Below are 26,035 nucleotides of genomic sequence, written 5' to 3' on the forward strand. Positions count from 1 at the left end.
TTACTTTCCGATGCAGAAATTCTTAAATATATTTCCAAGAACTTCATCAGTTGATATATCGCCGGTAATCTCGCCCAAGAAATGAAGACATTCGCGAATATCCTGAGCTAAAAAGTCTGTAGGGATATTTACTTCCAGACCGTTATTAACTCTGTCGATGCTTCCCAATGCGTTTTTAAGGGCTTCAAAATGGCGGATGTTGGTTACAATTACATCTTGCTCGTTAATAGCGCCCATATTTACTGTTTTTAGCAGTTCATTGGTTAATGAGTCAATATTTTGTTTTTGTTTTGCAGATATAAAAAGCAGTTTATCATCTGCCTGTATACCTATTAAACTTTTAGCGAAGCCTTGAGGATTCGAAATCAAATCAATTTTATTGATGCAAACCACCAAATGCTGAACTTCGCGATCGATAGCTTGATTGACCTTAAGAATCGAATCATTTACATCTTCAATATTACGGTCGGCATCAATCAGTAGAAGGATGATCTGAGCCTGTTTCATTTTGCTGTAGGTACGCTCTATTCCCATGCTCTCAATTTTATCAAGAGTAGTTCGAATACCTGCAGTATCAATAAACCGGAAAGTTATCCCGCCAAGGTTAATGGTATCTTCAATCACATCACGGGTGGTACCGGCAATATCGGAAACAATAGCACGATCTTCATTCAGAAGTGCATTTAATAATGTTGATTTACCAACATTGGTGTTTCCTACAATGGCAACAGGAACACCGTTCTTAATTACGTTTCCCAACTCAAAAGAATTAACCAGTTTCTGAATCAGACTTTGTATTTCATTCACCAAATTAGTCAGTTGAGTACGATCGGCAAATTCCACATCTTCCTCACCAAAATCGAGTTCCAATTCAATTAAAGAGATAAAGTTTAGTAAACGACCACGTAAATTGGCAATTTCGCTGGAAAAACCACCTCGCATCTGCTGCAATGCTACTTTATGAGCCGCAGCTGAACTGGATGCAATTAAATCAGCGACAGCTTCGGCTTGTGAAAGATCCATTTTGCCGTTTAAAAAAGCACGTTGTGTATATTCACCTGGATTAGCACTACGAGCCCCGTTCTTAAGCAAAACCTGAAGAATGCGGTATTGAATAAACGGAGCACCGTGACAAGCAATTTCAATACTATTTTCGCCCGTGTAGGAGTAAGGGGCTTTAAAAACGCTCACCAAAACTTCGTCGATAATTTCTTCGCCATCCTGAATCGTTCCAAAATGAACAGTGTTGGCTTTTTGATCCGCAATGAGTTTTTTGCTTGCTGCTGTAAATACTTTATCGCAAATTGTAAGAGCATCAGCTCCCGAAAGGCGCACAATCGCAATGGCTCCATTACCAGGAGCTGTTGAAATTGCACATATAGTAGATTGATCAATCATAGTTTTTCAATTGTAATAATGAATTACAAAGATAGAAGAGAATTACTAATTATAAATGCTGAGATGAACTTAATCCGGATCTTTGCAGCTGGTACTAATTTTTAAGCTTTTCGACACGTCAGCTTTTTTCTTTTACTATTTTTGTCTGCAATTAAATCTGATACTATGGAAAATATTACTGGTCGTTGGACTTTTAACGAAGATTTTGGCTTTGGCAAGGACGAAGGCTTTGCAGAATTTACTCAGAAAGGTGATTCATTAACAGGAGTTGTGGTTTATACTGAGAGAATTGATGATGAAACTCCATTCAGAGTTCAGCAGGAGGTTGAAGGTCGCTTTGATGGTGTTAATTTTAAAGTGACAGGAACAAAAGTTGAATTACTTGATGTTGAAAAGCAGTTTGAATACCATCTGGATACCTGGGAAGGAATTTTAAACGCTAATAATCAGATAGTAGGTCATAGTTACGATGATCATGATTGTTTTGGTGTGTTTGTAATGGAATTTATTGAGCTATAACAGGATTCATTTCAATGATTTGCATAAAAAGATCGATGATTGCGTACCGATCTTTTTACTGTTAGCTTGTGAAATTTTTGATGTTTGTAAGGCTCTTTACTTCATGATATTGAAAATTGCCAAAGCAAATAAATAAAACCGCAAAAAACGGAACAATCCAAATAGAAGATATCTTTTAAAGTTAAAATTGATAATTCCCGATGCCATGCTCACCATAGAAAATGGCAATGGCAACAGTGCTCCTACAACAATAAGTAAGCCACCCCATTTTTTTAGGTTTGTAATTTGTTTTTTCATCTTGCTTTCTACCGTCTTTTTAACAGAATGAATGCTAAGTATCGTTTTCCCAATAAAATAGGATACGCAACCTCCCAGATACGAGAGTAGAGCCAGTAAAGAAAGATTAAGCATCGGATCGGGTAGTGTTTTTACCCAGGCAATAAATAGTTCGGGGGGAATTAAGCCTAATATGGATTCTGAAGTAAGAAAGATCATAAAAACACTGATTGGCGAATAATCTTTAGTGGTTTCATGAAACAAACTATGAAAATCCAGCACATAATATTCCAGAAAAAGAATGAGACCAACAAGCACCGAAAAAGGAATAGTAACCTTTTTTAGAGTAGCCCCAATAAAATGGTAGAAACCTGTATATGAGTAATATTGATGCAGAAGTTGAATTTTTGGTTTGCGATTTTTTCGCGCAATATTTGTTTTCATTAAGTATTAATCTGTTTAATCAGGAAATTGAATTTTTAAAAGCATCTCTGGGAATTATTTTGAATCTGATTACATATTTGTATCTGTCGGATAGATAAACTATGACACATGAATGTTATAGTGAGGCGTGTTTTTACAAATCAGTTCAATATCGATGATTAAATATCTTTTGAAACAAATTTGTAATTGCAGAGATTTACTGAAGGGAAGAAGACTTAGGCTTTGGGGGGTGGAGATTCTAGTTCTCGTCTACAAGGATTACTTATCGCTATATTTGAATTCTTAGAACTTTCATTATCATGCAAATAGAACACTGTTTTACTGTCAAAACACACATCCAGATCTTCTATATCAGTATCATCATATTCCGAAGAAGATACATCTGTTTCGCCTATCAAATCGGTTGTCAACGCAAGTTTATTTTCTTGATTTACCTTAATCATTTGTTGTATGATCGGTATCACAAGAAAAAGCAACGATAAGAACATCAGTAAAACCGATAGATTTTTCATGATTCAATATTTGTTGCGCAAATGTATAAAAAATCCAACGCAAAGCAGTGCTGTTTCTTTTAATGCATTTAAAAGTAGGGTATTCCCCTACACGAATTAGGAGTAGCCCTGTTTCAAATCATTGCCATCATCTATACTTTTGTTATAAAAATTAGAACCATGCAATTAGTGAGTGAAACATACCAAACCAAAGAGAATATTTTAATTCTTGCAGATTTTTCTGACGGGAATTGGGACGCAATACAATTTGCCATGAAATATCTTTATAAAACACATTCAGAAATATGTATTGTGCAGACTTGGCACAGGCCAAATTTTGGATTTTCCATGGTCAGAGATCTTTCTCCTATTCTTCAGAAAAACACAGAAAATGAACTGGAAGGACTAAAAAGAAAGCTTTTGTCGAGTTACACTCTTTCAGATTCTCAAATTCACTTATTTCCTTTTGAAGGCGATTTAAGTACATTTTTTACAAGTAACTTATATGCCGGTAAAAATTGGCAGGTAGTAATGGCTTCGGGCAAAGATGGATGTCAATTATCTGAGAATCCAAGAATCGTTGAAGTTATTGATAAGGTTGGACATCCGTTATACATCCTGTCTGGATGGAAAGGAATTAGCTTTAGATCAGATGGTTTTGTGTTATCCGATACAAATGATCCTTCTCAATCGGTTCTTGAAGCTCTCGGTAATATTACCGCTGAGGACAAATTTTTCTTTCGGGTATGCCTTAATTCCTCAAAGCAATCGCGAGAGTCAATTGAAAAAAAGAAAAGAATCTACAGAGCTAATTGTGGGAATGCCCGTTTGTTATTTTTGGAGGCAGGAAAAGGCAATGGTCAAGAAGAATTTAATGATTTTGCAGCAGAGAAAGGGCAAAGGATCATGATTTTTGATCAGAATCGATATAGAAAGTTTACTAGAAGCTTAAAATCCTGCCTGGACTTATGGCTGGTAAGAAGCAAAGGGATAATTATTGGTCATTACTAAACAAATTGCCATGAAAGTACGGAAATTAAACAAGATACTTGTGCCGATAAACTTAGCTGGAGATGGAGAAAGTGCCTTTAAACAAGCATTATTTTTTAGAAGAATATTATCTGTTAAAATAACATTACTTCATGTTGTTCCATCTGGTTCTCGATTTGGGAATGCTGTTCAATCGGATACAGTCAGGAGTTTGCAGGCAAGAGCCATGGTTCGTTTGGTTCGATTTGTAAAAATTCATTTTAAAGGCAGAATACCTGAAAATATAAAATTAAGGGTGGAAGTTGGACCGCATATTTTAAAAATAACAGAGATAGCGAGAGATGAAAGCTTTGACTTGATAATTATTAATAAAACTAAAAAGAGCAATGCCTTAATCGATAAATTTAAGAAACACAGTGCGGATAGGATTGTTGATGATTCAATTTGTCCTGTTTTAGCGGTTGAAAACCGATGGACGAATAGAGGTATTAGAGACATTTTAGTGCCTGTAGATGTTTCAAGGAGATCAAGAGATTTACTGGAATGGTCTATTTTTATGGGAAACTTACTAAATGCGAGAATTCATTTACTCACTGCCTTGCTGGTTAAAATTGAATTGGAACAAAGCCTTGCCTTTAAAAAGGCTCACTTAATGAAAGAACTCATAATAAAGGCAGGAGTGAACTGCAAAGTAACCATTGTGGAGAGAGAGGAAGAAACTAGATTGAATGCACTTATATTGGGAGCAAAAAAACAATCTGCCGATCTGGTTATGGTTCAAGGGCATCAGGAAATGATTTTTAGTGGTGGACAAGGAGCAAAATTGGTTACTGGTTTTTTGCATAGCTCATCGGTTCCTGTATTGTGTTTAGGGATCGATCCGAATTGTTTCTTTGCAAATTTATTGGGGGCTGGTAACTACAGTCCAATTAAGTATGAAGTGAGCAATTAACACCTGAGTAACAGCCCTTAAATTTAGAGGAGCTAATAAATCATAGATAATAAAATCAAATAGGGAATAATCACAAATAAATTAGTTTCGGTAATTGGGAATGGTACTGTGATTATTCTGAAGGAAGGCTTCACAACAGATAATTATATAGTGTAAACATAGTTAGGGTGTGCAGGCTTTCCCTATTTGATTTAACAATTATAAATTAATAGTTTTAGAATATTCGCAATAAGAATTAAAAACAGTTGGTGCATGATGTTTTCGTTGGTATGGATTGTAATTTTTGAAATTCTATTTGGCACAACACAGTCAACTAAACCTCGGAAGTAAAAGCTTTGCAGATTATTTGTAAATTTGTTCCACTTTGCAGAATGGTACCTGAAACGTTTTTGGAATGAAACGACCTTATAAAAATAGTGTTACATGCAGGATAATGAGTGTAATTTGGGAGTTCCATATGGCAAATGAAAACAAATTGTACTCACATGAAAATAAAAAAGAGTCTTTTCATTAAACAAAAAGTAATATTTGTTTTATTGCTCTTTAGTTTATTTGCTTTTGGAGGAATCATCTACACCTTCAGTAATAGTGCTGCGCTCGATTCTCAGCATATCCGACTGGTTGAATTCTCGGAGAAAGTAGAAATCGAAGTTTTCAATGGGAGAATTAAAATGGACGAACTTCTAAGTGGTAATAGAACCATTACAGACAGTTCTGTTTTTGAACACTTTGCAAGAGCCGATAAATATATATCAGATATCGAACAAATAATTTTAGAGGCTAAAAAAATCAAATTAGAAAAGGAAAATGATTTTCTATATCAACTTTCCGAACTAAGACTTTTAATTCATCAGATTAAAGAAATTGTCCGGACTAAGATAAACAAGGATGTGAATAGTGTTGATTCAAATTTGGCCGGATCATACCTAGAATTCATGCTAAAATTTGATGAATATGGTAAAACTTTGCACGCCTTTATCAGCGAAAATAATTATCGTTTAAAACGTGAGCTGTTTATTCTTCTTACCAGCATATTTACGATACTGATTATTAGTTTGGTTTTAATTGTTCGATTAATGGATTCACTGATTAGAACCAACCGTGTACTTCTTCACAACACAATGAAAGTGGAGCAGAGTGAGCGTCGGAGAATAGCGATGGATCTTCATGATGGTTTAGGTGCCATGTTATCGAGTGTGGGCCTCTACAGTAAGATTTTGGAGAAAAAATTTAAGGATGATCCGAAGACACATGGTCAATTAAATCAAATTACCTTGTTGTCAAATCAGGCCTTACAAACCGTTTCAGAAGTAATTAATAATCTGAATCCATCAATTTTAAATCGTTATAGTCTTGTTGAATCATTGGATAGACTATGTGCACGAGTCAACAGTATCGGAGATGTTAAACTCCATCTGGAATCGAAGAAGTTTATTGGAGAAATGAATAAGAGTACCGAAGTGATTATTTATCGTATTATTAGTGAGTTAATCAATAACACCATAAAGCATGCAAATGCAACAGAAGCCTCTATTTCTATAAAAGGGAACACGAAAGTTATCCTTCATTATCAGGACAATGGTTCGGGTTTTGATAGTAGAAAGTTATCATTACATGAAAAGAACGGCATGGGATTGTTAAACATAATTGACCGGATTGAATCCATAGGAGGCGATTCTTTAATTGATACTACCCCGGAGAATGGGTTCGCAATCACAATTGAATTAGGAATTGATAAGTAAATTATATGGAAACAATTAAAGTTATTTTGGTCGACGATCATAAGATATTTAGAGATGGTTTTCGTCTTTTGTTGCAGAGTTTTCCATATGTTGATGTGATCGATGAAGCCTCGAATGGTTTAGAATTATTAAAAGTGCTTGAGGTTAATATTCCTGATATTATTTTCATGGATATAAATATGCCTCATATTGATGGCGTAGAAGCAAGTAAAAGAGCTCTCAAAAATTATCCGGATCTTAAAATCATAGCACTTACTACCTTTCTGGATGACGATTACCTGGAACAAATGTTAATGGCAGGTGTGGAAGCTTATATGTTGAAGAATGCAGATATTGAGGAGTTCGAAAAAGCAATTTTGAAAGTATATTCAGGAGGGAACTATTTTTCAGCAGAAATTGTCGCATTACTTTCTGATAAATTAAATATCCTTCGCAGCCGCAAAGTTCAACAAATGGAATTGCCGGCATTTACCGATCGGGAGAAAGAAATCCTTGAATTAATTTGTAAAGGATTTGGGAATAAAGAAATTGCAGAAAAAATCTATATTAGTCCTAAAACAGTGGAGAAACACAAGAGCAGCCTTTTTCAAAAGACAGGTGTTTTAAATACTGTAAATTTGGTGATTTTTAGCTTTAAACATCAAATTGTGAATTTCTAATCTGTTTTTCCAAAAGTGTATCTATTCCAATAAATATTCATGCAGATAATCAACATCGGCATGAATCCATGTATCTTGTTTTATTGTAATTCTTATTCCGAAGTAGGGATTCCCCTATTGCTCAATTCTCTTTTCAGGCCTATTTTCGCAGGATATTAAACCAAATAAATGCTTAGTGTTTAATTAATTATTAGTTGTAGTGTAAGGATTGATGCTGAGTGAGAATAAAAAATAAATGATGATACAATTTTTGAAGGAAAAAAGAATATTTGATAAAAATAAGAATCCTCTAGTTGAATTTGTAAGGTTGGAAGCATTTGGAGGAATTGTATTGATGTTTTTTACCATTCTTGCCATGGCGCTGACTAATTCCGTATTTGGCGAATCCTTTTTATCTTACTGGAAACAATATTTCGGTATTAGTTTTGGTGATTGGGAATTAAGTAAGAGCCTTTTGCACTGGATTAATGACGGCTTAATGGCGATTTTCTTCTTTGTAGTTGGATTAGAAATAAAAAGAGAATTGCTTACAGGAGGTTTATCGTCGGTAAAAAAAGCAAGCTTACCTATTTTTGCAGCAATTGGAGGTATGTTGGTGCCTGCATTAGTATACTTTAGTTTAAATCAAACAGGATTAGGAGCATCAGGCTGGGGGATCCCTATGGCAACGGATATTGCCTTCGCCTTGGGAATATTACTTCTTCTTGGTAAAAGGATTCCTACTTCACTTAAGCTCCTGTTAACATCTATTGCAATTGTTGATGACATAGGTGCAGTAATTGTAATTGCTCTTTATTATACCAGTGAAATAGATTGGGTTTATCTTCTTTACGGCGGTGGTATATATGCTGTTTTATGGAGTCTTAATTTATTGAAAGTTAGAAGTCTACCGGTTTTTTTATTTCTTGGAGTGTTGCTTTGGTTTGCCCTTTTAAAATCGGGTGTACATGCAACTTTAGCTGGTATTTTATTGGCCTTTACAATACCGGCCGGAGCGAACCGAAATGTTTCTGAATTCATTAGATCCAACACAACTCTCTTGAAAAAGCTTGGATATACTCTTACAAAGCATAAAAAGTTAAGCAAGGAGAAAAACATACAAGCCTCAATTACTGCTATAAAAGCTAATTGTGCTGAGGTAATATCGCCATTACAGAGGTTGGAGCATTTATTTCATCCGTGGGTTGCTTATTTAATAGTTCCCTTATTTGCCTTTTCCAATGCAGGCGTAATTGTAAATGGAGATTTAATGAGTAAAGTTTTTGATCCTATATCCCTGGGTATAATTTTAGGTTTGTTTCTGGGGAAACCGCTGGGCATTTTTCTGTTTTCCTATTTAGGCGTACAAATGGGCATCGCTCAGAAACCTCAAAAAATTTATTGGTTACAAATTCTTGGAATTGGTTTTCTGGGAGGAATTGGTTTTACAATGTCCTTCTTTGTTTCACAACTTGCCTTTTCTGATCCATTAATTTTAAATCAAGCAAAAATTGCCGTGCTAATAGCCTCAGTTATGTCAGGCTTAATAGGGTTTATTATCCTAAAAATGTTTAGCAATCAGTCAACGAAATAAATGTTTTTCATCATTTAATTAATTCACAGAAGGTCGAAGCGTATGTTTCGGCCTTCTTCTTTCAGTGAATTGCTTTAGTATTCATAAAATTTTATTTTATTTTAAAAATGCGATGAACTTGGAATTCAGAAGGTTTAGTCCTGTGATGCCTATCAATAAAGAGTTGTAGTGATATTTTTCTTACAAAAAGATTTGGAGGATAAGAAAAAATCCCCATCTTTGCATCGCAATCAAATGAAACGCGGATGTGGCGTAATTGGTAGCCGCGCTAGACTTAGGATCTAGTGCCGAGAGGCGTGGGGGTTCGAGTCCCTTCATCCGCACAAAAGATCGATACGAAAGTGTCGGTCTTTTTTTTGCTCTAATCTAAATGTTCAATTCTGGATTTTCTTGGATCAGTTTTTTGTATCTTCTTCAAACCAATTATTTTATTATGAAGCAACGATGCACTTTAAGTCAACTTCTGAGAATTGAACATTCAATACTGCTGGCTCCGATGTTTTTAATATCCAACACCAAAATGGCTATTGCGGCTCTGAGTTGTGGCTGTACGGCAGCCATTCCTGCTCTTAATTACCGAACAGAAAAGGAATTGCACGAGGCCATATTAGAAATCAGGAAGGCGACATCAAAACCATTTGGTTTTAATTTAATCGTGAATAAATCCAATCTTAAATATAAATCTCAATTAAAGACTTTGCTCGATCTTAAAGTGGATTTTATAATTACCTCCTTGGGGAATCCTAAAGATGTTATTACATCGTGTAAACCTTTAGGAATTAAAGTTTTTTGTGATGTTACCGATGCGAGATATGCTCAAAAAGTGGAGCAGTTGGGAGCGGATGCTATTATTGCTGTCAACACGCAGGCTGGCGGACACTGTGGCCATTTACCCGCAAAGGAATTAATTTCTCAATTACTTCAGTCTACAAACTTACCAATTGTTTCTGCTGGCGGAATTTGTAATAATTTGGATGTGAAACAAATGATTGAGTGGGGGGCATCCGGTGTTTCTGTTGGTACTATTTTTATTGCCACTCACGAATCTGATGTTTCAAAGGAGTACAAGCAGGCTATGATTCAGTATGGATCAAAAGATATTGTAAAATCTACAAAGTTAACCGGTTCGGCGCTCACAGTAATCAATACTGCATACGTACAGAGAATTGGAACTAAAGCAAACATTTGGGAATGGTTAATCAGTAAAAGTTCATTCCTAAAAAAATATGCAAAATTTATACTCGCATGGCAAGGAATGAGTAAAGTGAAAAAATCTGCATTTAAAGCAAGTTATCAGAATGTATGGTGCGCAGGTCCAAGCATTGAAAGTGTTAAAGGCATTCGCGCTGTTAAAGATGTTTTATCTGACTTAATACAAGCTGATAATTAACCTTTTCCTGCTTACAAGTAAAGAATTATTTAGTGAATTGGTATTGTGGTGTTGCTTGTAGTTGCAATAATTGCATGAATGTCTAATTAAAAATTCTAACGAAAAGAGGTTGCCGAAAATCCTTAATGGAGTATGCAAGTAATTTCTTCACGATCAAAATAGATCATTTTATAAGTTTTTCGAATCCCCGCCAACCAATCCAATTCTGTTCTGCCACATCATCTGTTATTCGAATTAGACGATCGTTAAAATCATTTCTAATCCCATTTTCGTTGATATATGTTACAGCCTCGGCAAACGATTTAAGCATGCTTTTATAAAAGGCTTCCTGCTTAACGTATTTTTCAGAAGTATATGTGATTGCTATTTCAATCTGATAAAGCATTATATCAGCAATTAAGCTTGGTTCCACTCCAAGCTTTTTAAAGTGGCGAATGAATTTTTGAGCTACAGAACGTCTCATTTTTGCTTTACGGCTTGATACAGGAAAATATTCTTTCGAAATTTTGAACTTACATTCTTCCATCAATTTATTTTCCTGAGGATTAAATACGAAATCATAAAACTCCTTAACATCTTTAAATCTGGTATAAAGATCGGTAATTTGCTCCTGAAGCTGCTTTTTATTCAGTTGTTGAAGGTATTCTTTTAAGTCTTTTTTGCTCATGTATTTTACTGAAAATTGAAAGTTAATGCCGAAATGTAAATTTACTAATAAAATTATCCCTTTTATAGGTGGTACAGAAGTTTTATCACTTTCTCATGCAGAGCAATTATTTAAAAAATCTCAATTGACGTTTATGATGAATATTTTAAATTGAAAATTCTTGTTTAATTTAAGTTAATAATAACGAACTAATTGTAAAGGGTTTTATTTTTTAATCTATTAAATATGAGTATTGATTGTCATTATAGATCAGTTCATGTAAAAGTCTTAGATCATGTAATATGACTTCAGTAAATTTATTTTGTTGATTAGGGAGAGGGAAGGTATATAATTATGATTTTATAATTTTAAAATAATAATTTGTCCCAATACCAGTAAGAAGTGTCTATTTCTATTTAACATTTTTAATGAACCTTAAAGTAAGACTGTGAATCGCGTACATAATTTTTTGATATTATTCCTTGTGAATTGTGGTATTCATATATATCATATAATGCTATCTCTAATTCAAAGAGACAAAACAGCATGTTCTTCAATTTTTCCTTTAGCAACTGCTATTCTTAGTATTTCCAATATGCCAGAAAAAAGCTTATTGGGTGGAAAGATGCCATCAATTAATTGGATTGTATGCAATTGGAAGCAGGAACGCAACCATTTGCTTTTTGTGTTAATTAATTAAAAATAAACTATATAAACCTGATGAAGTTTTGAATATTTTCAAGCCACAACCATATTTATTCAATAAATAACTTCATCGAAATATTCATTTAAACCTTAAAAAATTCAACAATGAAAAAATTAATGTTAATTATGGTCGCTGTAGTTCTTACTACAGGTGTATCTTTTGCTCAACAAAATGTTTCTGAAATACAACAATTTGGAACAGATCAAGAAGCAACAGTTGATCAGGTAGGTCTTTGGAATTACAGTCAAATCAATCAATCTGGAGAATTAAATATTGCTTCAGCTACTCAGTTAGGTGATTTGAATTCTTCTTTTATTGATCAGATTAATAGTGTTTGGGTAGAAGCTTACGTTGAGCAATACGGATTCCTGAATTTCTCTTCGGTATATCAAAGTAGTGTGTGGGATATTACAAATGTACTTCAAGATGGTAATTTTAATATCTCGTATGTTGAGCAAGTGAACAATTTCTGGTCAGAAGCTTTAATAAATCAATTTGGAGATTCTAATTGGGCTAAAGTTGATCAGGCTAATGGTTATCGTGATTTTGCCGGCATTATTCAAGATGGTTTTGCAAATCAAGCAAGAATACGTCAATATGGTAATGATAGCAATTGGGCTGGTGTTATTCAAACAGGATCGTTCAATTTAGCCGATGTATATCAGGCTAATGGAATTGGTAATTCTTCTTACGTTACACAAGAAGGTGAAGATAATTGGGCATTTACAACTCAAATGGGTGGCGAAGGCAATTCTATCGAAGTTGAACAATATCAGAATAGTAATACTGCAGTAGTAAATCAGTATGGCGGCGTTATGAATCGTGCTTATGTTGGTCAGTTAGGAGACTGGAACTACGGTAAAATTACACAAGTAAAAGGAGAGGATAACTATGCTGGTATCGCACAGATTGGTTATGCTAATGATGCTTCTATTAAACAAATTAAGGGAGAATCTAATTGGGCCGGTTTAGTTCAAAACGGTGATTCCAATAAAGCCACTGCTATTCAAATAAAAGGTTTTGATAACGAAGCGTACGCAGAGCAGGCAGGTGATGGAAATACTGTAATGATGAAACAAATTCGTGGCGAAGGAAATCTGGCAGAAGTTTACCAAATTGGTAATGGAAATTATTCATATACAGAACAAGTTGGTGGTGAGAACAATACTATTTCTGTATTGCAGGATGGAACAATGAATTATACCGAAACTTATCAGTTTGGTGGCGGTGGAAACCTTGCAACTATTGAACAATCTGGTTTTGGTAACTATTCAGGTATCCTACAAGAAAATGTAACAAATTCTGTTGCTGATGTTTTTCAGGATGGTGAATTAAACGAATCTGTTGTTCTTCAATACAACGGGGACAATAATTTTGCAATTGTTACTCAAGTTGGAGATTACAATTATTCTGGAATTTCACAGGATGGATCCGACAATACTGCTGATGTATATCAGTCAGGTTATGGACATTCAAGTGTAGTAATGCAGTATGGTATTGGAAATAGTGCAACAGTAGATCAAACTAATTCCAGTTTAAATCCATAATTAAAATATTTTAGCTGTCTTTATATTTCTAAAGACAGCTAATTCTAAAAATTTTAAGTTGATTTTGTTTTAAAGGTTGAGTCAACTTTAATAATGATAAAATCTGGAAAGTATTCGTAATTTGTGTGGTTGTAAATTGCGGAAGTGAATTGGATTTTATTAAGAGCAAGATAAGGAATGTTCATTTTGAGCATTCCTTATTTGTTTATATACAAAGAACCGACAGCTATCTTTGTCGAGATTAAACTATCGGTTCTAACCACTTAACTGCCTATGTTTAGTGTAACTATTGCATTTTTTAAACTCCTAAGTATTTGTGAATTGCGCGAGCTGTTTTGCGTCCATGATCCAATGCACGAACAACCAGGCTTGCACCGGATGTTGCATCGCCTGAGCAGAAGATTTTCGAATTTGAAGTTTGACCTTTCGCATCAGTTTTAATATTTCCTCTGCCATCTAATTCAAGTCCTAATTCATTAACTAATCCCTCATGCACAGGATGAACAAATCCCATAGCTAATAATATTAAATCAGCATCAATAGTTTCTTCAGTACCAGGAACTTCATTCATTTTGAACTGACCTTTTTCATCTTTAGTCCATTCAATTTGTGTAATGGTAAGCCTGTTCACTTTTCCGTCTTCTCCAATAATCTCTTTAGAACTAAGCGACCATCTTCTCTCACAACCTTCAAGGTGAGAACTGGAAGTTCTCAGCGTTTCAGGCCAGTAAGGCCAAGGGTTGGTCTCTTTTCTTTCTTCAGGCGGTTTTGGCAATAATTCTATCTGCAAAACAGATTTTGCCTTTTGACGGATTGAAGTCCCAACACAATCGGAACCAGTATCGCCACCACCAATAACAACAACGTTTTTACCTTTAGCAGATATCCTTTCCTGTTTGGTGAATTCATCTCCACGTATCAGTTTATTTTGTTGTTTGAGAAAATCCATTGCAAAATGTACACCTTCCAGTTCACGGCCTTTAATTGGCAAATCGCGGGGTTTCATGGCACCAATTGCCAGGCAAATGGCATCATATTCCGCTTCCAATTCTGTAAATGAAACATTTCCTCCTACATACTGATTGGTTTTAAATTCGATACCTTCTTCAATAAAAAGTTCCAAACGTCGATCAATAACGCCTTTATCCAATTTAAAATCAGGGATTCCATAACGAAGCAATCCGCCAATCGCATCATCTTTTTCAAATACAGTCACATTATGACCAGCTCTGTTTAGCAGATCTGCAACAGATAATCCTGCTGGTCCTGACCCAATTACAGCGATCCTTTTACCAGTACGCTTTTTAGGAGGCCGAGCTTTGATATAGCCGTACTCAAAAGCTTTTTCAATAACAGCAGCCTCATTTTCACGGATAGTTACCGGTGAATTCTGCAATGCCAGCACACAAGATTTCTCGCATGGAGCCGGACAAATTCTACCGGTAAATTCAGGAAAGCTGTTCGTTGAATGCAAAATTTGACTTGCTTCCTCCCAATTTTCTCTGTAAACTGCATCCTGCCATTCGGGAATTTTGCTGGCTGTTGGACAGGCCCAGTGACAGAAAGGAACACCGCAATCCATACATCTGGCTGCTTGATCTATTCTGTCATCAAGATTCAATGTTTGTTCAACCTCTCCAAAATCTCCAATTCTATCTCTTACCGGACGGTAGCCGGCTTCTTTTCTTTTTATTTCTAAAAAACCTTTCGGATTTCCCATATTCGTTCTGTTTGTTAATGAATAGTGTAGTAATTAAAGGAAAGGATCGAATTATCTTTCCACCTTTCCTTAAAATTTAATTACTCGTGAACTTCTGTTTGTGATTGAGCCGCTTTTAATTTTCGGTGAATCTTCTTCAGTTTTTTCTCCTCAAGAACTTTTTTATACTCATAAGGAATAACTTTCACAAAATGTGGTAGATATTCTTCCCAATGAGTAAGTACTTTAGAAGCGACACTACTCTGTGTTAATAACAAATGTTCGTGGATCATTCCTTGAAGCTCATGAACATCTTGCATATTCTCAACCGGTTCAAGGGAAACAAGACTTTTGTTGCAAAAATAATCCAATCGTCCTTCCATATTAAGGACATAAGCAATTCCTCCACTCATACCAGCCGCAAAGTTTCTACCTGTTTTACCTAGAATTACAACTCTACCTCCGGTCATGTATTCACAACCATGATCACCAACACCTTCAACAACAGCTATTCCACCGGAATTACGAACACAAAAACGTTCTCCCGCCATTCCTCTTATATATGCTGATCCGCTGGTTGCACCATAAAGTGCAGTATTTCCAATAATAATTTGTTCTTCAGGTTTAAATTTGCTTTTCTCCGAAGGATAAACAACCAGTTTTCCTCCCGACAAGCCTTTTCCGAAATAATCATTAGAGTCACCAACCAAACGGAAAGTAATTCCTTGTTCAAGAAAAGCTCCAAAACTTTGCCCTGCAGATCCTCTAAATATGCAATGAATTGTATCCTCGTCTAAAACTCTTTTTGGTTTCATTAATGCAACTTTACCCGAAAGCATGGCACCTGTAGTTCTGTCTGTATTGTTTATTTTCTGATCAATCCAAACTTTTTCACCATCATTTAATGCTTTCGCAGATTGTTTAATCAACTCATGATCGAGAACCTCGCCAATGGATTTTATTTTAGCGTTTACACCACATATTGTGTGTCCATCAGTTTTTGGAAGGTGAATCAGGTTGTCGATACAAACTGTTTTGGCTTTCCAATTATCGATGTTTTTGCGTTTTTCCAATAAATCAGATCGACCTACCAAATCATCAAATTTTCGAATTCCAAGTTCAGCCATCAATTCTCGACACTCCTCTCCCAGAAAAGTGAAATAGTTTACCAACCATTCTGAACGACCAAGGAATTTTTCTCTAAGCTCCTTGTTTTGAGTTGCGATTCCAACAGGACATGTGTTTAGGTGACATTTACGCATCATTACACAGCCTAGTACAACTAAGGCACTTGTGGCAAATCCAAACTCTTCAGCTCCAAGCAAGGCCATTGAAATTATATCCCTGCCAGTTTTTAATTGTCCATCGGTTTGTAATTTTATTCGACCACGCAAGTCGTTCATTACAAGTGTTTGCTGTGCCTCAGCCAATCCAAGTTCAACAGGTAATCCTGTATGTTTAATTGAACTCAACGGACTTGCACCTGTTCCACCTTCACAACCTGCAATCACAATAAGATCAGCATTTGCTTTGGCAACACCCGCAGCAACAGTTCCAACACCATTTTCTGAAACCAACTTTACACTTACACAAGCTGTTGGATTTATATTTTTCAGATCGAAAATTAATTGTGCTAAATCTTCAATTGAATAAATATCATGATGTGGAGGCGGAGAGATCAGTGTAATTCCCGGAGTTGAATTTCTAAGCTTAGCTATGATATTATCAACCTTAAATCCAGGCAATTGACCTCCTTCTCCTGGTTTTGCACCTTGGGCTACCTTAATTTGCAATTCATCAGCATTTACAAGATATTCAGCATTTACACCAAATCGACCCGAAGCAATTTGTTTAATTGAACTTCTTGCACTTGAATAAAAGCGTTTAGAACTTTCCCCACCTTCACCAGTATTACTTCTGCCACCAATTTTATTCATTGCAATAGCCAGAGCTTCATGAGCTTCTTTTGAAATGGAACCATAAGACATGGCACCAGTACAAAATCTTTTCATGATGTTTTCAACAGGTTCTACTTCACTGATATCAATAGGATTCTTTTTATAATCAAAGAAGCCTCTTAGAAAATTGGGTGAAGCAGTTTCTTTATTTACAATTGTGCTGTATTCCTTAAATTTTTTGAAATCATTTGTTCGGGTTGCCCATTGCAGCAATCCTATTGTTTCAGGGTTCCAGCTATGAGGCTCACCATTTTTTCTGTAATGAATATTTCCATTATTGGTAAGCAAATCCTGATTATCGAAAGGATCCTCTTCTGAATAAGCTTTCTTGTGATGACAAAGAATTTCTTCTGAAATCTCTTTTAATCCAATTCCCTCAATTCTGGAAATTGTACCTGTGAAGTATTTGTCTACAACATCTTTACTTACTCCTAAAGCCTCGTAAATTTGGGCACCAAGATAACTGCCGATGGTTGATATTCCCATTTTAGACATCACCTTTAGCAGTCCCTTATCAACGGCTTTGATGTAGTTTTTACGAGCCGTTTTATATTCAAGACTGATTCTTCCATCTTTTACCAACTTGTCAATAACCGCATAACTCATGTATGGATTAATTACACTAGCTCCATATGCGATCAGTAAGGCAATATGATTTACTTCACGAGCCTCACCTGTTTCCACAACAAGACCAATCTGCATCCTCTTTCTCTTCTTTATAAGATGATGATGAACCGCTGCTACAGCTAAAAGAACAGGAATTGGAGCCATTGATTCGGACATATTCCGATCCGTAAGGATAATGTAATTTTTCTGTTCATCAACAGCCTTTTCCGCTAACAGACAAATAGAATCCAGAGCACTTTCCAAGCCAGCGCCATTTTGAGATGCTTTAAACAGCATATCAATGGATTGATGTCTGAACTCTTCATGCTTAAGTTTCTTTATCTTGCCAAGGTCAGTATTAGTAATCAACGGACTTTTGAATCGAATTAATTTACAATGCTGAGCTGTTTCATCCAATAGATTTTTCTGAACTGATCCTATATAATTGGTCAAATCCATCACCAAATTCTCTCGAATTGAATCAATAGGAGGATTGGTTACCTGGGCAAATAATTGACGGAAATAATTGAAAAACAACTGTGGTTTTGGCGACAATACAGGTATCGGAGCATCGTTACCCATTGATCCTACAGGCTCTTGTGCACCCGTTGCCATTGGAAGAAGAACTCTTTCAAAATCTTCCTTGCAATAGTTAAATGTCTTCTGACAAATGTCAAAATGATCTCCAATATCTGAAGGAACCCGTTTTTCTACAGGAATAGCCTTCAAATCCAAACGATTCTCTTTTAGCCAGTTTTGATAAGGGTTACGATAAGTTAGTTGAGACTTTACTTCTTGGTCAGGAATGATGATTCCAAGCTGAGTATCAACAAGCAATAGCTTACCTGGTCTTAGTCGTCCCTTTTCTTTAATCTCTTCTGGCTTAAATTGTTGAATACCAACTTCAGAACCCATTACAATCATGTCATCCTGAGTAATTACATAACGGGAAGGGCGCAGTCCGTTCCTATCCAATGTTCCACCAATATAACGGCCATCAGAAAACACTAACGAAGCAGGACCATCCCAAGGCTCCATAAAAGTGGAATGATATTCGTAAAATGCTTTTAAACTATCAGGGATAGGATTTTTTTCATTCCATGATTCTGGTACCATCATACTTAAAGCATGAGGTAAACTTCTACCAGTCAAGAATAAAAATTCAAGCACATTATCGAAAGATGCAGAATCACTCTTGTTTGGTTCAACAACCGGGAATAGTTTTTTGATGTCATCACCGAACATTTCTGATTTCAAAAGAGATTCACGCGCTTGCATCCACAAACGGTTTCCTTTTATTGTATTGATTTCACCATTGTGGGCCACAATACGAAATGGCTGAGCCAAATCCCAGGAAGGGAATGTGTTGGTACTAAAACGTGAGTGAACCATTGCAATAGCGCTTTCCATGCGGGAATCCTGAAGATCACTATAATATTTCCCCAATTGGTCGCTTGCAAACATTCCTTTATATACCAAAACTTTAGACGAAAGACTAGGAATGTAAAACATCTCCTTTTCCTTCATTTTAGTTGCGCGAATATAACTTTCAGCTTGTTTTCTAGCTAAATAGAGTCGTCGTTCCAATTCATCCTGTTCGTAATTTCCACCAACAAAGATTTGTTTGATTACTGGTTCCGACTGTCTTGCAATTTCACCAATTGCATTGGTGTCCGTTGGGACATCACGTAATTGAAGAAATTCCAATCCTTCTTCCTCCAGAATCTGAATAAGAACTTCAAGACAGAACTTTTCTTCGGTTTCGTCTTTTGGTAAGAAAATTAAACCGGTACCGTATCTTCCTGCTAAAGGAAGCTTGATTCCAATTTTTTTGTAGAAATTGTGAGGCAATTGCATTAAAATACCGGCACCATCACCACTTACATTATCAGCACCACGTGCTCCACGGTGTTCCATATTGCAAAGCACCTCCAGTCCACGGGTAATAATCTCGAAAGATTTTTTTCCTTTAATGTTGGCTACAAAGCCAATCCCACAATTGTCATGTTCGTTCTGAGGGTCGTAAAGACCCTGCTGTTTTGGTCTAAGGTTTCGCATAGGCAATTTTTAGTGCGAAGCCAGGAAATGATTTTATCTTTTAAACTTAAGGACATTAAGAAATGTATAGAAATCCCCATTCTATATCATTTAGTAACGACTTTTATAAATCCGAGAGTCGTTGCCTTAATTATAAGAAACACCCAAAGATGGAGGTGATCAATTTTTTGCTTGTCTAATCCGTTGGACAAATATAATAAAATTAAATCTAGATATGCAATTGTTATTGTTAAGCAACTTAACGAAAACGTTTGAGAGGTGAAAAAAACATGATAATTATCACTGCAAAGGTTTGCATGATATTCAGGCATTTACAAAAACAGGAGCCATTTGTCCGAACAGAAAGTGAAGGAATTGTCTTTTTAGATTTATGTTTACTTTCTAATGATACAAGACTATTGATTATTTGTTTCAACAACAGGTTGAACTTTTAATAATTTTAATAATCGTCTTTCAATCCATTTGGGTAAATATCTTCCAAATTTGGAAATGAATTGTTTCCCTAAAATATAAATCGAAGAATAAAAGAAAACTTTATTTAAAAGGTAAACGGAGGCCGTTAACAAAATAATTTTACTAGAACCTGCCAGAATAAAAGGTAAGGAGAGATAAAGGAAGAAAGTAACAACAGCTAGGCCCAACAACACAAATCCAACAATTTTTTTTAACCCCATGATAATTTCAAATCTTTTTAAATTTAGATACTAATGCAGTTTTACGGCGCAATGTATAAATGGTTATTAAAAAAATGAATTTATAACTGTTAAAAAACTATAATGCGCTATTTTTTAGACTAAAAGATGTGATTTCGTTTAAATTATTTGATTGAATTGTATAAGTCATCATTATAAAGAAAATGCAATTTCTGGAAGACGAGTGCTGATTATAGATGGTGTTTCAATAAAATTACAATGAAATATCTCCGCAAAGGTTTTAAATAAGGATGCACTAAAAAAAAGATGGTTTTATTAGGATATTACTATTTTTTGCATTTATCTTTGTAGGCAACAAATAAAAAAAGGTATGGAAAATTTACAAACTATCCGACGACGCTTTATTAGATCTTTATCCAAACGGTAAGGCATAAGCTCGGGCATATTAATTTTCCAAGCTTTCCATATCGGGAAGCATTTTTTTTGAATTTGAAACAATAGAAAAAAAACATCAAATGATTTTATTTTACAACATACAACGACGAAGACAGAGCGCTCCTTTAGGAAAAGCGGTTGATGTCGTATTGTCTTGTAATCAATGATTAACAGCAATATATAAAAGGCTTACCGTTTTTATCGGTAAGCCTTTTTTTTGAAACTATATAATCACAAATAGAAATGAAGCAAATCATCTATACACAAAGTCGACGCCATTTGCGTAGTAACTGTTACCCAGGGGGAACGGATGAGCTTGCTATTTCTGTAATTGAAATATCATAATTAGTAAGCTTACTGTTTTCGGACGGTAAGCTTTTTTTTGTATAACTAAAAAATAAAAAAATGGATTTTTTCAACTCCTTAGACTTTCGAAGACGCTGTTTTCGAGAACAAAACAACCAGACCGCAAGAGCGGATTTTTTTGTGGAATTAAATAACAGGTGGTTGTGCTTAACCGCAGTAGCACTTTTTTGGGAAATTTAGATTATTTGGAATAAAATGATAAATACTTCAATGGAAATTGAGCAAAAATTAAGTGTCATTATAGCAGGTTTAAGGCATTACGAATATGCCCAGGAAATTTGTGATATGATTGAGAGTGCTGCGAAAATTCGCGGTACAGGAATTGCTAAAAGAGAAGCTTTGTACATTGTACAAAAAATTCAGGAAGGAAAGGCTGTCATTGCCTTTGATCAGGATAAAGTTATTGGTTTCTGTTATATAGAAACTTGGGAACATGGCAAGTATGTAGCTAATTCGGGGCTAATTGTTGATCCTGATTACAGAGCTGTAGGTTTAGCTAAAATGATTAAAGCTAAAGCATTCGAGCTATCCAGAAAACGTTACCCTGAAGCCAAAATATTTGGACTCACCACCAGTCTTCCTGTAATGAAAATCAATTCAGAATTAGGATACAGACCAGTTACCTTTTCGGAGCTAACTACAGACGACACATTTTGGAAAGGATGCGGCAGTTGTGTGAATTACGACATACTTCAACGAACCAATCGAAAAATGTGTTTGTGCACGGGTATGCTGTATGATCCCAATAGAAAGGATAAGAAATAATTATTCTGAGAAGTAAAGCAATTTCATCAATTTATTAACAAGATTTTGAAAATCTACAAATAACAATATAATGACATCAACTAAGAAAAAAGTAGTATTAGCATATAGCGGAGGTTTAGATACAACATACTGTGCACTTTATTTGTCTAAGGAGTTAAACATGGATGTGTACACAGTATTGGGTAATACCGGTGGTTTCAGCGATGAAGAATTAGCCGATATAGAGAATAGAACAAAACAACTGGGAGTTATTCAACACGCCTCACTTGATATTACCGAAGAATACTACGATAAATGTATTAAATACATGATAATGGGAAATGTTTTAAAGAACAATACTTACCCACTGTCTGTAAGCTCAGAAAGAGCATTTCAAGCCATGGCAATCGCTAAATATGCCCATTCCATTGATGCTGATTATATCGCTCACGGTAGTACCGGTGCTGGTAACGATCAGATCAGATTTGATCTTATTTTTAAAATAATGGCTCCCAATGCCGAAATTATTACTCCAACCAGAGATATGCAGTTGAGCAGGGAGACAGAAATCAATTACCTGAAAGAAAATGGTATTTCGGCCAATTTCGAAAAAATGAAATATTCCATTAATGCAGGAATCTGGGGTACAAGTATTGGCGGAAAAGAAACCTTAACTTCAGATCAACCTCTTCCGGAAGAAGCTTATCCAAAACAGGTTGTTAAAACCGAATCGGAGAAACTGACCATAGGATTTGAAAAAGGAGAATTGGTTAGTGTGAATGGAGAAAAAGTACAACATCCTTTGGATGCAATTAAAAAAATTGAAGCAATTGGCTCTCAATTTGGCATTGGAAGAGACATGCACATTGGCGATACAATTATTGGAACAAAAGGACGGGTTGCATTTGAAGCAGCCGCGCCTTTAATGATTATTAAAGCTCATCAGACTCTCGAAAAACATACGCTTACCAAATGGCAAATGCACTGGAAAGAGCAAATTGCCAATTTTTATGGTATGTTGTTGCACGAAGCTCAGTACCTAGAGCCGGTAATGAGGAACATGGAGACTTTCCTTCTTGACACTCAAAAGAAGGTAACAGGAACAGTTATTTTAAATTTAAATCCTAAATATTTCTTTGTTGAAGGCATTACTTCACCTAACGACCTGATGACTGATTTGTTTGGTCAGTACGGCGAAAGCAGCAAGGGATGGACCGCGGATGATGCAAAAGGATTTACCAATATTCTGGCTAATTCATTGAAGATATACTACACTGTAAATCAGGAATAATATGGTGAATATAGGAATCATAGGTGGAGCCGGATATACGGCAGGAGAATTGTTGCGGATTTTAATTTGGCACCCACAGGCAAATATCAGTTTCGTACAGAGTACAAGTCATATGGGACATCCGGTATCGGATGTTCATAGGGATTTGTTAGGGGATACTGATTTGTCGTTTTCCGAAGCGGATTATAAAACAATTGATGTTTTATTCATTTGTTCGGGACATGGGAAAACCAAATTATTTTTGGAAGAGAATAATTTGCCTGAGACCGTAAAAATTATCGATTTGAGTACTGATTTTAGGCCTAGAACAAATAACAAAGGATTTGTTTATGGATTGCCCGAAATTAATAAAGATAAAATTTCGAATGCTGATAAAATAGCGAATCCAGGATGTTTTGCTACCTGCATTGAATTGGGATTATTGCCTTTAGCTAAAGAAAATAAATTGAAGGAGGAGGTTCATGTCAATGCGATTACCGGATCAACCGGAGCAGGTCAGAATCCAACATCAACTTCACATTTTAGCTGGAAAAACAACAATGTTTCCGTATACAAGGCATTTACTCATCAGCATTTGGAGGAGATTACAGAAACGGTTTTGCAACTTCAGCCAGGCTTCAATAAAGAAATCAATTTTATTCCCGTTAGAGGAAACTTTAGCCGGGGAATAATGGCCACAATCTATACCGATTGTGATTGGTCTGTTGAAGAAGCGGTCGAGAAGTACAAAATATATTATAAAAATCATCCATTCGTTTCAATATCAAATACATCGCCTGATGTAAAGCAAGTTGTAAACACAAATAAATGTGTATTGTATCTTGAAAAACATGGTAGTAAGCTGATGATTATTTCAGTGATTGATAATTTATTGAAAGGAGCTTCTGGTCAGGCAGTTCAGAATATGAATTTATTATTTGGAATGCCGGAAATATTAGGACTGGGCTTAAAGCCGATTGGATTTTAAAAAAAAGAAAGAAATGGAATTATTTAACGTATATAATTGTTACGATATAAATTTGGTTAATGGGAAAGGATCAAGCATATCTGACGATAAAGGAAATAAATATTTAGATTTTTATGGTGGACATGGTGTAATTTCAATTGGTCACAGTCATCCTCACTATATTTTTAGAATGGAGCATCAACTTCATTGTTTAGGCTTTTATTCGAATGCAGTAAGAAATGATATGCAGGAAAAATTAGCTGGTAAATTAGGGACACTTTCAGGATACGATGATTACAATTTATTCTTGTGTAACTCGGGAGCTGAAGCCAATGAAAATGCTCTGAAAGTGGCATCTTTTCACACAGGCAAATCGAAAATCATTGCAATTAAAGGAGCTTTTCACGGAAGAAGCAGTGGTGCTTTAGCAATTACCGACAATCCCGTTTTATCATCAGAATTTAATGTAAAACATGATGTTCTTTTTATAGAGATGAATGACATTCCTGCACTGGAAAAAGCTCTTGGTAAAAATGACGTTGCAGCAGTGATTATTGAAGGAATACAAGGTGTGAATGGCGTTGTAGAACCTTCGGTTGAGTTCTTAAAGTCTGCCGAAAGCTTGTGCAAATCTCACAAAGCAATGCTTATTTTGGATGAAATTCAGTCGGGTTATGGAAGAACCGGAAAATTCTTTGCTCATCAACACGCTGGAATAAAAGCAGACATCATTACCACAGCTAAAGGAATGGGGAATGGATTTCCGATTGCCGGAGTAATTATCTCACCTGAAATAAAAGCATGGAGCGGAATGTTAGGAACAACCTTTGGGGGAAATCATTTGGCATGTGCTGCGGGAATGGCTGTTTTAGAGACAATTGAAGAGGAACAGTTAATCGACAATGCAAACAGATTAGGAGATTATTTAATCTCTGAATTAAAAGATAATAAAGCAATAAAAGCAATAAGGGGGAAAGGATTAATGATTGGTATTGATCTTGAGAATATGCCTAAAATCAGGAAACAGCTTCTTGAGGAACATGGAATTTTCACAGGATCATCAGGCAGTACAACGCTTCGTTTACTGCCGCCACTTTCAATTACCAAAAAAGAGGTGGATCAATTCATTCAAGCATTTCAAAAACTAACCCAAATTGTAATGGTATGATAGATTTAACTGTTGTGAAAATTGGAGGTAACGTAATTGACGATACCGAAAAACTAAATGATTTTCTCGATGCATTTTCAAATTTAAACGGCAAGATTGTTTTGGTTCACGGAGGTGGAAAATTAGCATCTGATTTAGCAGGCAAACTTGGAGTTCAAACCAAAATGGTCGATGGAAGACGTATCACTGATGCTGAAAATCTGAAGCTGGTTACCATGGTTTATGCCGGACTAATCAATAAGAATATTGTTGCCGCATTGCAGGCTCGTGGAGTAAATGCAATGGGAATGTCTGGTGCCGATCTGGATCTGATCAGGGCTGAAAAAAGAAGCAATACAAAAGTCGATTTCGGTTTTGTTGGTGATGTTACAGCAGTGAATACCCTGGCTTTATGCAAGCAAATTGAATGCAATTCAGTTTTGGTTATTGCACCGATTACTCATGATGGTAAGGGGCAATTATTCAACACCAATGCCGATACAGTTGCAACAGAAGTTGCTGTTGCTTTAAGTCGTTTCTATAAGGTGAAATTGATTTATAGTTTCGAGAAACTTGGCGTGTTAATGAATGCGGAGGATGACAGCAGTGTAATGCCCGTTCTTTCTAACGTAAAATGCTCCGAAATGGTGAAATTGGGAAAGATTAATACAGGGATGCTGCCAAAAACACAAAATGCATTTTATGCCTTATCAAAAGGAGTGGAAGAGGTAGTAATCGGGAATTTTGTTTCGATGGAGACAAATCATTCCTCAGGAACACAAATTGTTAACTCTTAGCT

General features: G+C 35.6%; 20 protein-coding genes and 1 tRNA gene. 14 read left to right on the top strand and 7 right to left on the bottom strand.

Annotated elements, in window-relative coordinates; translation table 11 throughout:
• Positions 1 to 1,398 carry a tRNA uridine-5-carboxymethylaminomethyl(34) synthesis GTPase MnmE gene (gene mnmE, locus QUH73_RS02540; protein WP_289528909.1) on the bottom strand — a complete coding sequence of 466 codons (1,398 nt, stop codon included), beginning with the start codon at positions 1,396 to 1,398 and terminating at the stop codon, positions 1 to 3.
• 165 nt (positions 1,399 to 1,563) lie between these two features.
• Between mnmE and QUH73_RS02545 the strand changes: the two genes are divergently transcribed.
• Positions 1,564 to 1,917, top strand: coding sequence for a hypothetical protein (locus QUH73_RS02545; protein WP_289528910.1), 354 nt, complete (start codon positions 1,564 to 1,566; stop codon positions 1,915 to 1,917).
• 96 nt (positions 1,918 to 2,013) lie between these two features.
• Here the strand turns inward: QUH73_RS02545 and QUH73_RS02550 are convergent, their stop codons facing one another.
• Together QUH73_RS02550 and QUH73_RS02555 are read right to left on the bottom strand one after the other, a co-directional pair.
• Positions 2,014 to 2,637: a YqaA family protein gene (locus QUH73_RS02550; RefSeq protein ID WP_289528911.1), complete on the bottom strand. Its 624-nt coding sequence runs from the start codon at positions 2,635 to 2,637 to the stop codon at positions 2,014 to 2,016.
• A 215-nt stretch (positions 2,638 to 2,852) separates the two neighbouring features.
• A complete protein-coding gene (locus tag QUH73_RS02555) occupies positions 2,853 to 3,149 on the bottom strand; it encodes a hypothetical protein (RefSeq protein ID WP_289528912.1) in 297 nt (98 codons plus the stop codon).
• A gap of 159 nt (positions 3,150 to 3,308) precedes the next feature.
• Here QUH73_RS02555 and QUH73_RS02560 point away from each other — a divergent pair, with 159 nt between their 5' ends.
• The 7 genes from QUH73_RS02560 (at position 3,309) to QUH73_RS02590 (ending at position 10,434) form a co-directional block, all read left to right on the top strand.
• Complete coding sequence (locus tag QUH73_RS02560; protein WP_289528913.1) at positions 3,309 to 4,139, top strand: hypothetical protein; 831 nt, start codon at positions 3,309 to 3,311, stop codon at positions 4,137 to 4,139.
• A 10-nt stretch (positions 4,140 to 4,149) separates the two neighbouring features.
• Positions 4,150 to 5,070 carry a universal stress protein gene (locus QUH73_RS02565; RefSeq protein ID WP_289528914.1) on the top strand — a complete coding sequence of 307 codons (921 nt, stop codon included), beginning with the start codon at positions 4,150 to 4,152 and terminating at the stop codon, positions 5,068 to 5,070.
• Positions 5,071 to 5,555: 485 nt separating this feature from the next.
• Positions 5,556 to 6,812 (top strand): sensor histidine kinase, encoded by a 1,257-nt coding sequence (locus QUH73_RS02570; protein ID WP_289528915.1) that lies wholly within the window; start codon positions 5,556 to 5,558, stop codon positions 6,810 to 6,812.
• Positions 6,813 to 6,817: 5 nt separating this feature from the next.
• Entirely contained in the window at positions 6,818 to 7,471 is a 654-nt protein-coding gene (locus tag QUH73_RS02575; protein WP_289528916.1) for a response regulator transcription factor, read from the top strand.
• 238 nt (positions 7,472 to 7,709) lie between these two features.
• Positions 7,710 to 9,044, top strand: a complete 1,335-nt coding sequence (gene nhaA, locus QUH73_RS02580; RefSeq protein WP_289528917.1) for a Na+/H+ antiporter NhaA — start codon at positions 7,710 to 7,712, stop codon at positions 9,042 to 9,044.
• Positions 9,045 to 9,285: 241 nt separating this feature from the next.
• Positions 9,286 to 9,367, top strand: a tRNA-Leu gene (locus tag QUH73_RS02585).
• A gap of 110 nt (positions 9,368 to 9,477) precedes the next feature.
• Positions 9,478 to 10,434 (top strand): NAD(P)H-dependent flavin oxidoreductase, encoded by a 957-nt coding sequence (locus QUH73_RS02590; RefSeq protein WP_289528918.1) that lies wholly within the window; start codon positions 9,478 to 9,480, stop codon positions 10,432 to 10,434.
• A gap of 163 nt (positions 10,435 to 10,597) precedes the next feature.
• On the opposite strand, the gene QUH73_RS02595 is transcribed toward QUH73_RS02590, so the two are convergent.
• The gene (locus tag QUH73_RS02595; RefSeq protein WP_289528919.1) at positions 10,598 to 11,101 is read right to left on the bottom strand and encodes a DUF6155 family protein; all 504 of its coding nucleotides are present in this window, start codon (positions 11,099 to 11,101) and stop codon (positions 10,598 to 10,600) included.
• A 789-nt stretch (positions 11,102 to 11,890) separates the two neighbouring features.
• On the opposite strand from QUH73_RS02595, the gene QUH73_RS02600 reads away from it, so the two are divergent.
• Positions 11,891 to 13,333, top strand: coding sequence for a hypothetical protein (locus tag QUH73_RS02600; RefSeq protein ID WP_289528920.1), 1,443 nt, complete (start codon positions 11,891 to 11,893; stop codon positions 13,331 to 13,333).
• Between the two features lie 298 nt (positions 13,334 to 13,631).
• On the opposite strand, the gene QUH73_RS02605 is transcribed toward QUH73_RS02600, so the two are convergent.
• From QUH73_RS02605 to QUH73_RS02615, 3 genes are all read right to left on the bottom strand, one after another.
• The gene (locus QUH73_RS02605) at positions 13,632 to 15,053 is read right to left on the bottom strand and encodes a glutamate synthase subunit beta (RefSeq protein WP_289528921.1); all 1,422 of its coding nucleotides are present in this window, start codon (positions 15,051 to 15,053) and stop codon (positions 13,632 to 13,634) included.
• 80 nt (positions 15,054 to 15,133) lie between these two features.
• Positions 15,134 to 19,654 (bottom strand): glutamate synthase large subunit, encoded by a 4,521-nt coding sequence (gene gltB / locus QUH73_RS02610; RefSeq protein WP_289528922.1) that lies wholly within the window; start codon positions 19,652 to 19,654, stop codon positions 15,134 to 15,136.
• Positions 19,655 to 20,049: 395 nt separating this feature from the next.
• Positions 20,050 to 20,328: a hypothetical protein gene (locus QUH73_RS02615; protein ID WP_289528923.1), complete on the bottom strand. Its 279-nt coding sequence runs from the start codon at positions 20,326 to 20,328 to the stop codon at positions 20,050 to 20,052.
• Between the two features lie 990 nt (positions 20,329 to 21,318).
• Here QUH73_RS02615 and QUH73_RS02620 point away from each other — a divergent pair.
• The 5 genes from QUH73_RS02620 to argB all read left to right on the top strand — a co-directional run bounded on the left by QUH73_RS02620 (position 21,319) and on the right by argB (position 26,033).
• On the top strand, positions 21,319 to 21,873 hold the full coding sequence (locus QUH73_RS02620; RefSeq protein ID WP_289528924.1) for a GNAT family N-acetyltransferase: 555 nt from the start codon (positions 21,319 to 21,321) through the stop codon (positions 21,871 to 21,873).
• A 70-nt stretch (positions 21,874 to 21,943) separates the two neighbouring features.
• Complete coding sequence (locus tag QUH73_RS02625) at positions 21,944 to 23,143, top strand: argininosuccinate synthase (RefSeq protein ID WP_289528925.1); 1,200 nt, start codon at positions 21,944 to 21,946, stop codon at positions 23,141 to 23,143.
• A gap of 1 nt (position 23,144) precedes the next feature.
• Positions 23,145 to 24,110: an N-acetyl-gamma-glutamyl-phosphate reductase gene (argC, locus tag QUH73_RS02630; RefSeq protein ID WP_289528926.1), complete on the top strand. Its 966-nt coding sequence runs from the start codon at positions 23,145 to 23,147 to the stop codon at positions 24,108 to 24,110.
• A gap of 13 nt (positions 24,111 to 24,123) precedes the next feature.
• Entirely contained in the window at positions 24,124 to 25,257 is a 1,134-nt protein-coding gene (locus tag QUH73_RS02635) for an aspartate aminotransferase family protein (RefSeq protein WP_289528927.1), read from the top strand.
• A complete protein-coding gene (gene argB / locus QUH73_RS02640; RefSeq protein WP_289528928.1) occupies positions 25,254 to 26,033 on the top strand; it encodes an acetylglutamate kinase in 780 nt (259 codons plus the stop codon). Before QUH73_RS02635 ends, argB begins: the two co-directional genes overlap by 4 nt.
• Positions 26,034 to 26,035 lie beyond the last annotated feature (2 nt).

It is taken from the genome of Labilibaculum sp. K2S (assembly GCF_030372765.1).
Classification (GTDB): domain Bacteria; phylum Bacteroidota; class Bacteroidia; order Bacteroidales; family Marinifilaceae; genus Labilibaculum.

Bases quoted from the DNA above. Each gene is read 5' to 3' on its own strand.
- QUH73_RS02590 (WP_289528918.1), top strand. From the start codon at position 9,478: ATGAAGCAACGATGCACTTTAAGTCAACTTCTGAGAATTGAACATTCA.
- nhaA (WP_289528917.1), top strand. From the start codon at position 7,710: ATGATACAATTTTTGAAGGAAAAAAGAATATTTGATAAAAATAAGAAT.
- QUH73_RS02575 (WP_289528916.1), top strand. From the start codon at position 6,818: ATGGAAACAATTAAAGTTATTTTGGTCGACGATCATAAGATATTTAGA.
- QUH73_RS02570 (WP_289528915.1), top strand. From the start codon at position 5,556: ATGAAAATAAAAAAGAGTCTTTTCATTAAACAAAAAGTAATATTTGTT.
- gltB (WP_289528922.1), bottom strand. From the start codon at position 19,654: ATGCGAAACCTTAGACCAAAACAGCAGGGTCTTTACGACCCTCAGAAC.
- QUH73_RS02635 (WP_289528927.1), top strand. From the start codon at position 24,124: ATGGAATTATTTAACGTATATAATTGTTACGATATAAATTTGGTTAAT.
- QUH73_RS02625 (WP_289528925.1), top strand. From the start codon at position 21,944: ATGACATCAACTAAGAAAAAAGTAGTATTAGCATATAGCGGAGGTTTA.
- argB (WP_289528928.1), top strand. From the start codon at position 25,254: ATGATAGATTTAACTGTTGTGAAAATTGGAGGTAACGTAATTGACGAT.
- QUH73_RS02615 (WP_289528923.1), bottom strand. From the start codon at position 20,328: ATGGGGTTAAAAAAAATTGTTGGATTTGTGTTGTTGGGCCTAGCTGTT.
- QUH73_RS02550 (WP_289528911.1), bottom strand. From the start codon at position 2,637: ATGAAAACAAATATTGCGCGAAAAAATCGCAAACCAAAAATTCAACTT.
- QUH73_RS02545 (WP_289528910.1), top strand. From the start codon at position 1,564: ATGGAAAATATTACTGGTCGTTGGACTTTTAACGAAGATTTTGGCTTT.
- argC (WP_289528926.1), top strand. From the start codon at position 23,145: ATGGTGAATATAGGAATCATAGGTGGAGCCGGATATACGGCAGGAGAA.
- mnmE (WP_289528909.1), bottom strand. From the start codon at position 1,398: ATGATTGATCAATCTACTATATGTGCAATTTCAACAGCTCCTGGTAAT.
- QUH73_RS02555 (WP_289528912.1), bottom strand. From the start codon at position 3,149: ATGAAAAATCTATCGGTTTTACTGATGTTCTTATCGTTGCTTTTTCTT.
- QUH73_RS02620 (WP_289528924.1), top strand. From the start codon at position 21,319: ATGGAAATTGAGCAAAAATTAAGTGTCATTATAGCAGGTTTAAGGCAT.
- QUH73_RS02605 (WP_289528921.1), bottom strand. From the start codon at position 15,053: ATGGGAAATCCGAAAGGTTTTTTAGAAATAAAAAGAAAAGAAGCCGGC.
- QUH73_RS02560 (WP_289528913.1), top strand. From the start codon at position 3,309: ATGCAATTAGTGAGTGAAACATACCAAACCAAAGAGAATATTTTAATT.
- QUH73_RS02600 (WP_289528920.1), top strand. From the start codon at position 11,891: ATGAAAAAATTAATGTTAATTATGGTCGCTGTAGTTCTTACTACAGGT.
- QUH73_RS02565 (WP_289528914.1), top strand. From the start codon at position 4,150: ATGAAAGTACGGAAATTAAACAAGATACTTGTGCCGATAAACTTAGCT.
- QUH73_RS02595 (WP_289528919.1), bottom strand. From the start codon at position 11,101: ATGAGCAAAAAAGACTTAAAAGAATACCTTCAACAACTGAATAAAAAG.